Consider the following 14,488-nt stretch of genomic DNA (forward strand, 5'->3'; position numbering starts at 1 on the left):
CGAACACAGTTCCTTCACTAAAAACGTACAGACAAATTATAATAGCCTAGGTCATTTTATCGTTATGATAAAATGACCTTTTTTCTGTGGATAATCCCATATCCAAATGTCGAAGGATCTTGTCGATTTTTGTTTCTAGAGCAATTAGAAAACAATAAATGGTTTAGCGCAAATGTTGTCCACAATTGGAAGTTATCCTTACTTTAGATTTTTTTAAAAATATGTTAATCTAAGTTGTTAGAAAGTTTTGGTCGGTTATGTTTATCCACATGTGGATAACGTGAAGGAGGTAATTAAATGGAGTTCGATACAATTGCTGCAATATCCACACCAATGGGTGAAGGTGCTATTGCAATTGTTCGCTTGAGTGGGGACGATGCAGTAGCAATTGCAGATAAAATATTCAAATCACCAGGTGGTCAAAGTTTAACAACGAAGGCTTCACATACAATTCATTATGGGCACTTAGTAGAGCCAAAGACAAAAGAGGTAGTAGAGGAAGTAATGCTGTCGTTAATGCGTGGACCGAAAACATTTACGCGTGAGGACGTAGTTGAAATCAACTGTCATGGTGGGCTTGTGTCTGTTAATCGAGTATTAAAATTAGTATTAACAAATGGTGCAAGGCTTGCAGAGCCAGGTGAATTTACGAAAAGAGCATTTTTAAATGGACGTATTGATTTATCGCAGGCGGAAGCGGTGATGGATTTAATTCGTGCGAAGACGGATCGTGCAATGAACGTAGCTCTTGGCCAAATGGATGGCAAACTATCTCGTCTAATCGGTGATTTACGCCAAGCATTGCTAGAGACATTAGCGCAAGTAGAAGTTAATATAGATTATCCAGAGTATGATGATGTAGAAGAAATGACGGTACCCGTATTACTTGAAAAATGTACGTGGGTACGAAATGAAATCATTCAACTGCTAAAGACTTCTTCTCATGGAAAAATTTTACGAGAAGGCTTATCCACAGTTATTTTAGGTCGCCCAAATGTCGGGAAATCTTCACTTTTAAATAGTTTAGTGCAAGAAAATAAAGCCATTGTGACAGATATAGCAGGGACAACTCGTGATATTATAGAAGAGTACGTGAATGTACGTGGTGTTCCACTTCGTTTAGTCGATACTGCAGGTATTCGAGAGACAGAAGATATTGTAGAGCGAATTGGTGTGGAACGTTCTCGAGAGGCGTTGCGTGGTGCAGATTTAATTTTATTGGTATTAAACTATTCAGATGCATTAACGGTTGAGGATGAGCGTCTTTTCGAGACAATTGAAGCGATGGATTATATCGTCGTTGTAAATAAAACAGATTTACCGCAAAAAATAGATTTAGCTCGCGTTAAAGAGTTGGCAGGCAAACATCGCATTGTGACAACTTCTCTCTTACAAGAAGAAGGAGTCATAGAGCTTGAAGAAGCAATTGCCGCATTATTTTTTGAGGGGCAAATTGAAGCGGGCGATTTAACATATGTATCAAATGCACGTCATATTGCATTACTTCACCAAGCACAAGCTACGGTAGAGGATGCATTAGCAGCTGCACAAGCTAGTGTACCAGTTGATATGGTGCAAATAGATGTAACAAGAACGTGGGAGATACTTGGTGAAATTATTGGCGATACGGTACAAGAAAGCCTAATTAATCAGCTATTTTCACAATTTTGTTTAGGGAAATAATTCTACTAGAGAAGGGAAGATACGAGCATGCCAACACAATATGAGGCAGGCACGTTTGATGTAATTGTAATTGGTGCAGGTCATGCAGGCTCAGAAGCTGCTTATGCTGCAGCCAAAATGGGTGCTAACACACTGATGCTAACAATCAATTTAGATATGATTGCATTTATGCCATGTAATCCGTCAATTGGCGGACCTGCTAAAGGAATCGTCGTACGTGAAATTGATGCACTTGGTGGTGTCATGGGGAAAGTTATAGATAAAACGCATATACAAATGCGCATGCTAAATACGGGAAAAGGTCCTGCTGTACGTGCATTACGCGCACAAGCTGACAAAGTATTGTACCAACATGAAATGAAACGTGTATTAGAAGAAAATGAAAACTTAACAATTCACCAAGCAATGGTGGAGGAACTGATTGTAGAAGAAGATGAAGTAAAAGGTGTAATTACGCAAATAGGCGCCATTTATCGTGCGAAAACAGTTGTTGTAACAACAGGTACATTCTTACGTGGTGAAATTATTATCGGAGATGTCAAATATTCAAGTGGTCCAAATAACCAACAACCATCAATTGGTTTAGCAGATAACTTAAAACATCTTGGGTTTGATCTTGTGCGCTTTAAAACGGGTACACCGCCGCGTGTGAACAATCGTACAATTGATTATTCTAAAACAGAGATTCAACCAGGAGACGATGAACCACGTGCGTTTAGCTTTGATACTACTGAATTCATCATGGATCAATTACCTTGTTGGCTAACTTATACGAGTCAGCAAACGCATGAAATTATTGAAGAAAATTTACATCTTTCACCGATGTACTCAGGCATGATTAAAGGGACAGGCCCACGTTATTGCCCATCAATTGAAGACAAAGTTGTACGATTTAATGATAAACCGCGCCATCAAATTTTCTTAGAGCCAGAAGGTCGTAATACGCGTGAAGTATATGTACAGGGATTATCAACAAGCTTACCTGAGCATGTGCAAAAACGTTTAGTACAATCCATCCCTGGCTTAGAAAAAGCAGAAATGATGCGTGCAGGCTATGCTATTGAATATGATGCAATCGTGCCAACACAACTATGGCCTACATTAGAAACAAAACGCATTAAAGGCTTGTATACAGCTGGTCAAATTAATGGAACATCAGGTTATGAAGAAGCTGCTGCACAAGGTTTAATGGCAGGGATGAATGCTGCTGCAAATGTACTTGGTAAAGAAGAATTGATTTTAAGTCGTTCAGAGGCTTATATTGGTGTACTCATTGATGATCTAGTAACAAAAGGGACAAATGAGCCATACCGTTTACTGACATCCCGTGCAGAATATCGTCTTCTACTTCGTCACGATAATGCTGATTTACGCTTAATGGAGAGAGCATATAAGATTGGAATGCTTTCAGAAAAACGTTTTTCAAAATTCGTGGAGAAAAAAGAGCTTATTGAAAATGAAATTGCGCGTCTTCGCGAAGTCATTATTAAACCAAATGAAGCAACACAATCTGCTATCCGTTCTGTAGGTGGAAGTGAATTAAAAGACGGTATTAGGGGAGCAGATCTATTAAAACGTCCTGAAGTGCATTATGATTTAATATCTTCTTTAATACCAGCTGATATTGAATTGACAGATGAAGTGAAGGAACAAGTTGAAATTCAGTTGAAATATGAAGGTTATATTGAAAAGGCATTGCAACAAGTCGAAAAACTTCATAAAATGGAGAATAAAAAAATCCCTGAAAATATAGACTATGATGCAATTTCAGGGCTAGCTACAGAAGCAAGACAAAAATTAAAACAAGTAACGCCACTTTCTATTGCACAAGCATCGCGTATTTCTGGCGTAAATCCAGCAGATATTTCAATTTTACTTGTCTATATTGAACAAGGTAAAATTGCACGTGTAAGCGGCGAATAATAGAACAACAGTAAAGTGAATAAGAGGCGGGCATACCTTTGTGCCCGCTTCCTATTTTTAAAAAGGAGACTTTACATGAACGAACAACAATTTATTGAGGCATTAAAGGGTAAGGGTATCGAGCTTTCTGACAAGCAAATAGCACAATTCAAGAAATACTTTGAACTACTTGTAGAGTGGAACGAGAAGATGAACTTAACGGCCATTACGGATATAGAGGGTGTCTATTTAAAACATTTTTATGATTCGATTAGTGCCTCATTTTATTTTGACTTTACTCAAGTTACAACAGTATGTGATGTTGGCGCAGGAGCTGGTTTCCCAAGTATACCAATTAAAATCTGCTTCCCACATTTACATGTAACAATTGTAGATTCTTTAAATAAACGAATCACATTTTTAAATCATTTAAGCGATGAGTTACAATTGGAGCATATGCACTTTGTCCATGCTCGTGCAGAGGAATTTGGCCAAAATGTAAAATATCGTGAGCAATTTGATGTTGTGACAGCCCGTGCCGTAGCACGCTTGTCAGTATTATCCGAGCTATGTGTACCATTAGCAAAACAAGATGGCTATTTTGTTGCCTTAAAGGCCGCAGCAGGCGCAGAAGAATTGAAAGATGCTAAAAAAGCATTAGCTACATTTGGTGTTACACTGAGAGAAGAATTTTCTTTCCTGTTACCTGTTGAAGAAAGTGAACGAACTTTATATATATTTGATAAAATAAAAGGAACACCGAAAAAATATCCGCGTAAACCAGGTGTACCAAATAAAACACCAATTCAATAATTAGTGTTTCATGTGGAACGACTCAAGGTGGAAAATATTTTTTCTATTTTGAGCATACATACTAGTTAGGGATGGTTCACGCAAATGACATCTATGAACTATATACATTTTAGGAAATATAATAAATAATAATAGAATGACACAGAGCAAGATAGTTACTTAAAGGTGGTGCCACTTGGATGAAAAGTCCTTTTTCACGTTTTTTTGGAGGCGGAAATAAAGCAGAGCCTATTGTGAAAAATGAAGTAGAACAAGCAGAGGCGGTTAATACTGCAGAAGAGGTCATTAAGCTTCCAATAGATCAAATTGTGCCAAACCGTTTTCAGCCACGTACTATTTTTGATGATGAAAAAATTGAAGAATTATCAAGAACCATTCATACACATGGTGTGATTCAACCAATTGTTGTCCGTATGACAGCAGAGAATCAGTATGAAATTATTGCTGGTGAGCGTCGTTACCGAGCGATGAAAAAACTACAATGGACAGAAGTGCCTGCGATTGTACGAAACTTAAGTGATAAGGAGACAGCTTCTATTGCGTTAATTGAAAATCTTCAACGTGAAGAGTTAACTGCAATTGAAGAAGCAATAGCCTATCAAAAATTATTAGAGCTTCATGAGCTAACACAAGAAGCACTGGCCCAACGAATTGGAAAAGGACAATCCACGGTAGCCAATAAATTACGTTTATTAAAGCTTCCTGAAGAAGTGCAGCAAGCTATTTTAAATCGCACTATCTCTGAAAGGCATGCGCGTGCATTGATTGCCATTAAAGATCAGCCGCTACAATTAGCAATTTTACAGCAATCAATTGACAATGAGTGGAATGTCCGTCAGCTAGAAGAGCAGATTCATATGCTATTAAATCCTGAGTCAGTGGAACAGGAAGAAACCGCGCCAAAGAAAGCTAAGCCAAAACGAAAGGCAATAAGTAAAGATGTCCGTATTGCCTTAAATACCATTAAGCAATCGCTATCTATGGTGACGAAAAGTGGTATTACTGTAAATACTGAAGAAGAAGATACAGAGGATTACTATCAAATCACTGTAAAGATACCTAAAAAGAAAAAGTCTTGAATGAATAATAGAAGTTTAAAATTATTTCAGAAAAATATTTTTATTGAATTATATGTTATTTATAGGGGAGACATCTTAGGAATATTTCTGAGATGTCTTCTTTTTTGTATATATTCTCAATATTTTATACAACTCTGTTGTGTTTTTTTGTTAGAATGGGAATTAAGATAGCGGTATTAAACAATGATTTTACAAATGGATTTATCAAAGCAAACTTTGATAGATGAAAGCAGGTGCTTTTAAATGGGTAGAATTATAGCAATCGCCAATCAAAAGGGTGGCGTAGGTAAAACAACGACATCGGTCAATTTGAGCGCTTGTCTAGCATACTTGGGAAAGAAAGTGCTATTAATTGATACGGATCCACAGGGCAATACAACAAGTGGACTGGGCATTAATAAGGGAGAAATACAAAGTTGTATCTATGATGTGTTAATTGATGATGAAAATGTTGAAAATGTCATTCAAGAAACAAATGTAGAAAATTTATCAATTGTTCCTGCAACAATCTCACTTGCAGGGGCTGAAATTGAATTAGTCTCAACAATTTCACGGGAAGTACGTCTAAAGCACGCATTACAAGATGTAAAAGAAGACTTTGATTATATTATTATTGATTGCCCACCGTCATTAGGTCTTCTAACCATCAATGCTTTAACAGCCTCAGATGCACTGATTATTCCCGTACAATGTGAGTATTACGCATTAGAGGGATTGAGTCAGCTGTTGTCTACTGTACGCTTAGTACAGAAGCATTTGAATCAGCAGCTATATATTGATGGTGTATTATTAACGATGCTTGATGCACGGACAAACTTAGGCTTACAAGTTATTGATGAAGTAAAAAAATATTTTCAAGATAAAGTATATAAAACAATTATTCCTCGTAATGTGCGATTAAGTGAGGCGCCTAGCCATGGACAGCCTATTATCATTTATGATGCAAAATCAAGAGGTGCAGAAGTATATTTAGAGATGGCGAGGGAAGTGATTAAAAATGGCTAAAGGTTTAGGGAAAGGCATTGGTGCATTATTTCCAGGGGAGTCCCTTGAACATAGTGGACAAGTAGAAGAAATACAATTGGAGTTAATCGTTGCAAACCCTTTTCAGCCACGCAAAATTTTTGATGAAGAAGCATTGCAAGAATTAGCAGATTCCATTCGAGAACATGGTATTTTACAGCCAATTGCTTTACGGAAAAAGGCTAGGAAATATGAGATTGTCGCTGGAGAACGTCGTTTTAGGGCATCACTGTTAGCGGGTGTAGATGCTATCCCAGCCATTGTTAAAGAGCTTACAGATGCACAAATGATGGAATTAGCTATTCTAGAGAACCTTCAACGTGAAGACTTAACCGTCATTGAAGAGGCAGAAGCGTATCAAAGTTTAATGGAGAATCTACATTTAACACAGGAAGAGTTATCCAAACGATTAGGTAAGAGTAGGCCACACATTGCCAACCATGTTCGTTTACTAGCTCTGCCAGCTGATGTTCGTACACTGATGAATGCGGGTACATTGTCAATGGGGCAGGGACGTGCCTTACTTGGCTTGAAAAATAAAAGAAAAATTTCCGAAGTTGCAGGTAAGATAATAAAGCAAGGCTTAAATGTTCGCCAAGTGGAAATGCTTGTGCAAAATTTAAACGAAGAAGTTTCACGTGAAACAGAGCAGCCGAAGAAAAAGGATATCTTTGTTGCAGCTAAAGAATCACAATTACGAGATTATTTTGGAACAAATGTCCAAATTAAGAAGGCGAATAATAAAGGGAAAATTGAAATTGAATTTTACTCAGAAGATGATTTGGAACGCATTTTAGAAATATTAAATTTACAGGAGGAATAGCTAGAAATTTCTCTAACGTAATCAGAGCGCCAAAATACTAGGCGCTCTCTATTTTTCTAGAGAGGGAAGGAAAGATTGTGGTATTGCTAGGGGCATTAATTAATGCGGTGCTCATAATGGCAGGTGCATTAGTGGGGCGTATATTTAAAAATATACCTGAGTCTATGAAAGCTACCGTATTATCGATTATAGGTTTAGCTGTTGCATTACTAGGGATAAAAATGGGCTTTGAAAGTAATAATTTTATTATTTTAGTGGTAAGTTTAGTAGTAGGTACAGTAATAGGTGAATGGCTGGATTTAGATAAGCAGATGAATCGACTTGGTCAATGGGTAGAGTCATTATTTAGCAAAAATCGTAATGATGACAATCAACTTAGCATTGCCGAAGGCTTTGTAACTGCCTCGTTAATATTTGTTGTTGGTTCGATGGGCGTAATAGGTGCACTCGATAGTGGTTTGCGCAATGACCATAATGTGCTAATAACAAAAGGAATTATTGATGGTTTTACATCCATTATTTTAGCGTCCACATTAGGTATTGGCGTCCTATTATCTGCGGTACCTGTGTTTGTATATCAAGGAATAATCGCGCTCTTTGCAGGCGTCATCAGTGCCTATATACCAGATACAGCACTACAAATGTTCATTACAGAAATGACCGCTGTTGGTGGTGTCATGATTTTGGCAATCGGTTTAAATATAGCAGGTTTAACCAAGATCAAGGCTGCTAACTTGTTGCCTGGAATCATCGTTGTCGGCATTTTGGTCGGCATCATCTATCCTTTTCAATGAATAACGATGAGCAGCTAATAAAAGTGCCCTAGAAAGTTTTTCAGCCATCGCATAAGAAATATGCAGTCTTGTATTTTGTAAAACAAGCATTTCCATAAAGCCGCCAATATTGACAATTCCTTTAACGGATATGTCACCAATTGGGGGCAATTGTTTTTTTACAGCCTTCCCAGGCAAAATCGGTCCATTCTGTACAGCGATATGACCAAGATTATGTTCACTTCCTAGACATGCATCAATCGCAATAATGAAGGGTTTCGTAGTATGATGGTGTAGCTGTTGTAGTGTGGCATCTAAATTGAGAGCATGTAATGGGTCTTCTAGTGATCCTACAACTTCGTAGGGGAAACTAACGGATTTTTTTAAAAAACTACCCGTTAAAGGTCCCAGTGTATCGCCTGTACAACGGTCACTACCAATACAACAAAAAATAAGGCGCTCATGTTGAAAAGGTATATATTCTAAAAATAATGTACTCAACTGCCAAACAGCATTTTTACTTTCATGATGAAGCGAATAAGGTAGTACCAAATCTGGTATAGTATTCATAAAAAAACTCACTTTCCTTTTTATTTGTAAGAAGTGCTCAATTTTTATGCAGTATACGCAAATTTTTAGCAAGTTATTCAAGAGGTGGTAATAATGGAATTTAACACAAAAATGCTGGATAGATATTGGAATAAACTAACGTCAGAAGCATTCTGGGAGAAGGTTGTTGATGCAACTATTGAGATTACATTAATCCTAATTGTATCTTTGATAGTTGTACGTTTAGGTAAAAAGTTTATCAATAAAGTGTTTTTATTACGTATGCGTTCACCGTTAAATCACTCAGAGCGTCGTCAACGCACAATTGCTAGATTACTACAAAGTGTCATTTCCTATGTGGTGTATTTCTCAGCAATTATTGCCATATTGTCATCATTAAATATTAGAGTTGCTGGTCTACTTGCCGGAGCCGGAATCGTCGGTTTAGCTGTCGGTTTTGGTGCACAGAGTTTGGTAAAAGATGTTATTACAGGGTTTTTTATTATTTTTGAAGACCAATTTGGTGTAGGGGATTATATTAAGATTAATACTGCAGAAGGAACAGTTGTAGAGATTGGTCTCCGGACAACGAAAATTAAAGGTGCAACTGGGGAGCAGTTTATTATCCCAAATGGATCAATTGGAGAAGTCATAAATTATTCTGTTAACAACTCGAAAATTTTTGTAGATTTACAAATGACAACAGATGCTGATTTTGAAAAGGCTGAGGCCCTCATAATAAGCTATTTAAGTACACTTCCTAAAGTTCATGAAGAACTAGTGGCTGCACCTGTATTTTTAGGAGTGCAAAACGTCAAGGGCACAGAGGTAACCATTCGTATTGCTGCCGAGACATTACCACAACAACAATATGGAGTGGCAAGAACTATTCGTCGTGATGTGACTAAATTATTTGAGGAAAATAATATTTCAATGGCCTATCCAAACATGTTGATTTATGGTAAAAGTGGGAAAGAAGAAGGGAGAAACGAATAAATGGAAGCAAAACAATTTGGTTTAAATGATATTGTTGAGATGAAAAAACAACATCCTTGTGGCACAAATGAGTGGAAAATTATTCGTATGGGTGCAGATGTACGAATTAAATGTGAAGGGTGTCAGCACAGTGTGATGATTCCACGTCGTGAATTTGGGAAAAAAATGAAAAAAGTATTAAAATCAGCAAATGAAGCTTAAGTTTTAGGTGTATTAGACTTTTTAATAGCGAATCAATATAATAGATAAGGTTATAAAGTGAATCTTTAATCGGTGAGGCTTTTACATAGCTGCCGATTATTTTAAGAAACTTAGGCTAAGAAACCACTTCCTATGGCTTCGCCTTCATGTTGGTCTGAACAAATCGGGTACTTTTGGATTTTAAATGTCCCACTTAGACGACTTGCTTCACATCCATTTTGAAGTGGATTCTTAGCACCAATTAGTACGGGGTAAAAGAGCAAATCTGAACAGAACATAGAAAGGTTGTGTCCATGCATGGCATTAACAGCTGGAATCGTAGGTTTACCAAACGTTGGTAAATCAACATTATTTAACGCAATTACAAAGGCAGGAGCATTGGCTGCTAACTATCCATTTGCAACGATTGATCCGAACGTAGGTATTGTCGAAGTGCCAGATGCACGTTTAGATAAACTAACTGAATTAGTAATACCGAAAAAAACAGTCCCAACAGCTTTTGAGTTTACGGATATTGCTGGTATCGTAAAAGGTGCATCTAAAGGAGAGGGTTTAGGGAACAAATTCCTTGCGCATATTCGAGAAGTAGATGCAATTTGCCAAGTAGTACGTTGCTTTGTAGATGAAAACATTACGCACGTATCAGGTGCAGTTGACCCGATAGACGATATTGAAGTTATTAATTTAGAACTTGCACTTGCAGATTTAGAATCTGTTGATAAACGTATACAGCGTGTAAGCAAAATGGCAAAACAAAAAGATAAAGATGCAATGGTGGAAGAACCAATCCTTCTTAAAATTAAAGAAGAACTTGAGAACGGTAGACCAGCTCGTGCTGCTGAACTTTCAGAGGATGAGTTAAAGATTATTAAAGGCCTACATCTATTAACGATTAAACCAATGCTTTATGTTGCAAATGTTTCAGAAGAAGAAGTTGCAGATGCTGATAATAATGAATATGTACAAAAGGTACGTGAATATGCATCGGCTGAAGGTGCTCACGTAATTACAATTTGTGCAAAAATTGAAGAAGAAATTTCTGAGCTTGATGATGAAGAAAAAGCAATGTTCTTAGAAGAGCTAGGCATTAAAGAATCAGGGTTAGATCAACTGATTCGTACTTCATATGATTTACTAGGACTTGCTACGTACTTCACTGCAGGTGTACAAGAGGTACGCGCATGGACATTCCGCAAAGGCATGAAGGCGCCGCAATGTGCTGGCGTTATTCATACGGACTTTGAACGTGGATTTATCCGTGCGGAAACAGTTGCTTTCGACGATTTAGTAGAAGCTGGTTCTCAAGCAGCGGCTAAAGAAGCGGGTAAAGTACGTCTCGAAGGTAAAGAATATATCGTTCAAGATGGCGATATTATGTTATTCCGTTTTAACGTATAAAAATATGTAAAGGGCAATCTTCAATAGGTTGCCCTTTTTTTGCTACTTGTTGAATAACTCTTTTTTCTGTGTAGGATAAACATAAAGCTTTGGGTATTCAGGATCGTCTAGTACAAGAGCATCTTTTGGATACTTGCGTAATTCTTTGTACATGGCAAAATCGCCAATGGCCCCTGCTATCAAAAAGGCACCTATTAGTAGTAATACAGTACTGTTGAAATAGAAGCCAGCGATTGTCGGTAACATACCAGTTGTCCAAAATGGTAGCAACAATGCTTTTTTCATCGCATGATTGGGTAATGGCTGATCAGTTGTTGCATAAGCCACACCAAGCTCGAAATTTACACCGTATTTCAAAGATTTAAAAGGCACCCCACCAAAGAGCATAAATCCAATGAGATGAAAGATTTCATGTAGTATAATGAAGACGATATAGAGGACGACAAATAGTATGCTCGCGCTGAACGTACCCCAAAATGAAAATTGAAAATCTTTTAAGCAAATATATTGAATGGCAATAAATAATATGACTAGACCAGTTGTGACAACAATATTGTCCATCATCAGTTTTTTTATATCTAATTCAATCACAACAGGTTCTTTGTCTGGTAGCATGAAAACGCCCCCTCTATGAACTTACTATCATTTATTATATCGAATGAATTCTTAGTTTGCGACTTGAAAGACATATATCTATGTGTTACAATTCATTGATGTGAGTAATAGTTATTACTTGCTCCTTGCTCCCTGTAAACAGGAGAGCCTGAGTCCATAAGGAGGTGTAAACAGATGAGAAAATACGAATTAATGTACATCGTACGTCCGAACATTGAAGACGAAGCGAAGAAAGCTTTAGTTGAACGTTTCAACGAAATCTTAACTTCTAACGGTGCTGAAGTCATCGAAGCAAAAGAGTGGGGCAAACGCCGCTTAGCTTACGAGATTAAAGACTTCCGCGAAGGTTACTACCAAATCGTAAAAGTAAACGCTACTTCAGAAGCAATCAACGAATACACACGTCTTGCTAACATCAGCGAAGATATCATTCGTCACATTGCAGTTCGCGAAGAAGCAAAATAATTTTAAACAAAATGCTGAAAAGGAGGTTGTATTCTGATGATAAACCGTGTTGTATTAGTTGGAAGACTAACAAAAGATCCCGAGCTACGCTACACACCAAATGGTATTGCGTCTACTCGATTTACAGTTGCTGTAAACCGTACATTCTCAAACCAACAAGGTGAAAAAGAAGCAGATTTCATAAGCTGTGTTGCTTGGCGCAAACAGGCCGAAAACTTAGCGAACTTCATGAAAAAAGGAAGTTTAATTGGAGTAGAAGGTCGTATCCAAACAGGAAGCTATGAAGGACAAGATGGTAAGCGTGTATATACAACTGATGTTGTGGCAGATAGCGTACAGTTTTTAGAGCCTCGTAGTGGTGGAGGTGCTCCAGCATCTAACCAATACGGTGGACAATCTTACGCAAATAGCCAACCGTCTTATGGCGGTGGCCAACCACAACAACAGTTTGGTGGCGCAATGCCTCAGCAAGGTTCATTTGGCGGCGGTTCTTATCAGCAAAATCAACCACCAGTGAATCAGCCGAACTATACACGTGTAGATGAAGATCCTTTTGCTAACAGCAAGGGACCGATCGAAGTTTCAGAGGATGATCTTCCATTCTAACTCTTCTATCTACAAAAACTATAAACTTATAAGGAGGAGACATCACTATGGCACCACGTCGCGGAGGCCGCAAACGCCGTAAAGTTTGCTACTTCACTGCTAATAACATTACGCATATCGACTATAAAGATGTAGATTTACTAAAAAAATTCATCTCAGAACGTGGGAAAATTCTTCCACGTCGCGTAACTGGCACTAGCGCTAAATACCAACGTAAATTAACTTCTGCTATTAAAGTATCTCGTATTATGGGATTACTTCCATTCGTATCAGAAGACAAATAAGATTGATGACGTCAGGGTTTTGACTCTGCATCGATTTCAAACCAGCATATTTCGATATTCGTATCGGGATGCTGGTTTTTTTGTTGTTACGTAATGCATAGTTTTTAGTAGATGTAATCTCTAAGATGCTAATCAATTTCTCTTGAGAAAATAGGAGCGTTTCCACTAAGGAGCCTGGGCATGTTGAATGTACAAGTGCTTTTGCGCACTTAGTCTGCATAGATTAGCCCTAAAGAAAATAGTTGATCTTAGCGTTTTTTGTTCAATAACGTGAAAAAATGGTACAATAAGCTTTAGTAAGTTTGACTGAAAAAAAGGAAGGTTTTCAATGCCGAATAATCAAACCAAGGCGCTTGTGCAAGGCTCAATGATGGTCGCAATTTTTACAATCTTAATGATTATCTCTGCGTATATCCCATTTATGTTTATGGTAGCCTTATTATTTGCTCCGTTACCGATTGCTTGGTATGGTGCAAGTTTCAAGCGTTCCTCATCAATACTCGTAGCAGTTGTAGGCTGTATTTTAACCGTTTTAGTGAGTGGCATTACTATGTTACCGTTCGCCTTTATCATGGGGTTGCTTGGAGTAGTCATAGGTGATGCGATTTACCTGAAAAAAAGCAAACTTTATTTATTCATGTCATCTGGTATCGCTGTCTTGTTGTCAACAGCACTAGTTTATTTAGCTTATGTGCGCTTAGCAGGTCTTAACATGATTGATATGAGTTTGGACATCGTTCGTGAAAATTATGAGCAGTCTAATGAGCTTGCTAAAAGTGTAACTGGAAAGGTAGCAATTCAACCAGAACAACTAGAGGCAATGATTAAAACACTTGAGTTGACAATGCCAGCAACCATAACAATTTTTGCATTTTCTACAGCATTCATCGTAATTACATTGAATTTACCTATTTTAAAACGCCTAGGTTTAGCTGTTCCAAAATTTGTACCATTTCAAAATATGCGTTTACCACGTGCTATTTTATGGTACTACATGATTGTTCTATCCATTAATTTATTTATACGTCCAGAACCTGGCACTATGTTAGAGATAATTGTTTTAAATGTATCTTATATTTTATGGCTATTATTAATCCTACAAGGGATTTCCTTTATCCATTATTTTATTTCCAAAAAAGGAATGCCAAATGCTGTGAAATGGATTGCCAGTTTATTAGCTATTCCATTATCGTCATTCATTATTTTACTTGGTATTGTAGATTTAGGTTTTGACGTACGTTCACTTGTGAAAGGAAAGACTAAAGAATAAGGGGCTGA

General features: G+C 37.5%; 16 protein-coding genes. 14 read left to right on the forward strand and 2 right to left on the reverse strand.

The features are described 5' to 3' along the window. Positions 1–297: 297 nt before the first annotated feature. The 7 genes from mnmE (at position 298) to ACOMCU_RS21865 (ending at position 8,117) form a co-directional block, all read left to right on the forward strand. Positions 298–1,683 (forward strand): tRNA uridine-5-carboxymethylaminomethyl(34) synthesis GTPase MnmE, encoded by a 1,386-nt coding sequence (gene mnmE, locus ACOMCU_RS21835; protein WP_421051379.1) that lies wholly within the window; start codon positions 298–300, stop codon positions 1,681–1,683. Between the two features lie 27 nt (positions 1,684–1,710). After that, positions 1,711–3,606 (forward strand): tRNA uridine-5-carboxymethylaminomethyl(34) synthesis enzyme MnmG, encoded by a 1,896-nt coding sequence (mnmG, locus tag ACOMCU_RS21840; protein WP_010860734.1) that lies wholly within the window; start codon positions 1,711–1,713, stop codon positions 3,604–3,606. 75 nt (positions 3,607–3,681) lie between these two features. Then, entirely contained in the window at positions 3,682–4,398 is a 717-nt protein-coding gene (gene rsmG / locus ACOMCU_RS21845) for a 16S rRNA (guanine(527)-N(7))-methyltransferase RsmG (RefSeq protein WP_219363748.1), read from the forward strand. A gap of 179 nt (positions 4,399–4,577) precedes the next feature. Next, positions 4,578–5,477, forward strand: coding sequence for a nucleoid occlusion protein (noc, locus tag ACOMCU_RS21850; RefSeq protein ID WP_010860732.1), 900 nt, complete (start codon positions 4,578–4,580; stop codon positions 5,475–5,477). 243 nt (positions 5,478–5,720) lie between these two features. After that, positions 5,721–6,482, forward strand: coding sequence for a ParA family protein (locus ACOMCU_RS21855; protein WP_010860731.1), 762 nt, complete (start codon positions 5,721–5,723; stop codon positions 6,480–6,482). Then, complete coding sequence (locus ACOMCU_RS21860) at positions 6,475–7,323, forward strand: ParB/RepB/Spo0J family partition protein (RefSeq protein WP_010860730.1); 849 nt, start codon at positions 6,475–6,477, stop codon at positions 7,321–7,323. Before ACOMCU_RS21855 ends, ACOMCU_RS21860 begins: the two co-directional genes overlap by 8 nt. Before the next feature lie 77 nt (positions 7,324–7,400). Then, on the forward strand, positions 7,401–8,117 hold the full coding sequence (locus tag ACOMCU_RS21865; RefSeq protein ID WP_421051380.1) for a DUF554 domain-containing protein: 717 nt from the start codon (positions 7,401–7,403) through the stop codon (positions 8,115–8,117). Here ACOMCU_RS21865 and yyaC read toward each other — a convergent pair. Then, on the reverse strand, positions 8,034–8,666 hold the full coding sequence (gene yyaC / locus ACOMCU_RS21870) for a spore protease YyaC (RefSeq protein WP_421051381.1): 633 nt from the start codon (positions 8,664–8,666) through the stop codon (positions 8,034–8,036). The two genes, ACOMCU_RS21865 and yyaC, sit on opposite strands and share 84 nt — an antisense overlap. Positions 8,667–8,759: 93 nt before the next feature. Between yyaC and ACOMCU_RS21875 the strand changes: the two genes are divergently transcribed. From ACOMCU_RS21875 to ychF, 3 genes are all read left to right on the forward strand, one after another. Then, entirely contained in the window at positions 8,760–9,641 is an 882-nt protein-coding gene (locus tag ACOMCU_RS21875; RefSeq protein ID WP_421051382.1) for a mechanosensitive ion channel family protein, read from the forward strand. Beyond that, entirely contained in the window at positions 9,642–9,842 is a 201-nt protein-coding gene (locus ACOMCU_RS21880; protein WP_010860726.1) for a DUF951 domain-containing protein, read from the forward strand. A 297-nt stretch (positions 9,843–10,139) separates the two neighbouring features. Further along, the gene (gene ychF, locus ACOMCU_RS21885) at positions 10,140–11,240 is read left to right on the forward strand and encodes a redox-regulated ATPase YchF (RefSeq protein WP_010860725.1); all 1,101 of its coding nucleotides are present in this window, start codon (positions 10,140–10,142) and stop codon (positions 11,238–11,240) included. Between the two features lie 42 nt (positions 11,241–11,282). Here ychF and ACOMCU_RS21890 read toward each other — a convergent pair whose 3' ends face one another. Next, positions 11,283–11,855 (reverse strand): DUF3267 domain-containing protein, encoded by a 573-nt coding sequence (locus ACOMCU_RS21890; RefSeq protein WP_010860724.1) that lies wholly within the window; start codon positions 11,853–11,855, stop codon positions 11,283–11,285. A 174-nt stretch (positions 11,856–12,029) separates the two neighbouring features. On the opposite strand from ACOMCU_RS21890, the gene rpsF reads away from it, so the two are divergent. The 4 genes from rpsF to ACOMCU_RS21910 all read left to right on the forward strand — a co-directional run bounded on the left by rpsF (position 12,030) and on the right by ACOMCU_RS21910 (position 14,480). After that, on the forward strand, positions 12,030–12,320 hold the full coding sequence (gene rpsF / locus ACOMCU_RS21895; protein WP_010860723.1) for a 30S ribosomal protein S6: 291 nt from the start codon (positions 12,030–12,032) through the stop codon (positions 12,318–12,320). Positions 12,321–12,356: 36 nt separating this feature from the next. Further along, positions 12,357–12,926, forward strand: coding sequence for a single-stranded DNA-binding protein (gene ssb, locus ACOMCU_RS21900; protein ID WP_010860722.1), 570 nt, complete (start codon positions 12,357–12,359; stop codon positions 12,924–12,926). Positions 12,927–12,973: 47 nt separating this feature from the next. After that, a complete protein-coding gene (gene rpsR, locus ACOMCU_RS21905) occupies positions 12,974–13,210 on the forward strand; it encodes a 30S ribosomal protein S18 (protein ID WP_010860721.1) in 237 nt (78 codons plus the stop codon). Between the two features lie 328 nt (positions 13,211–13,538). Then, entirely contained in the window at positions 13,539–14,480 is a 942-nt protein-coding gene (locus ACOMCU_RS21910) for a YybS family protein (protein ID WP_010860720.1), read from the forward strand. Positions 14,481–14,488: the final 8 nt, after the last annotated feature.

This window comes from Lysinibacillus sp. UGB7 (genome assembly GCF_049058285.1).
Lineage (GTDB): Bacteria > Bacillota > Bacilli > Bacillales_A > Planococcaceae > Lysinibacillus > Lysinibacillus sphaericus_B.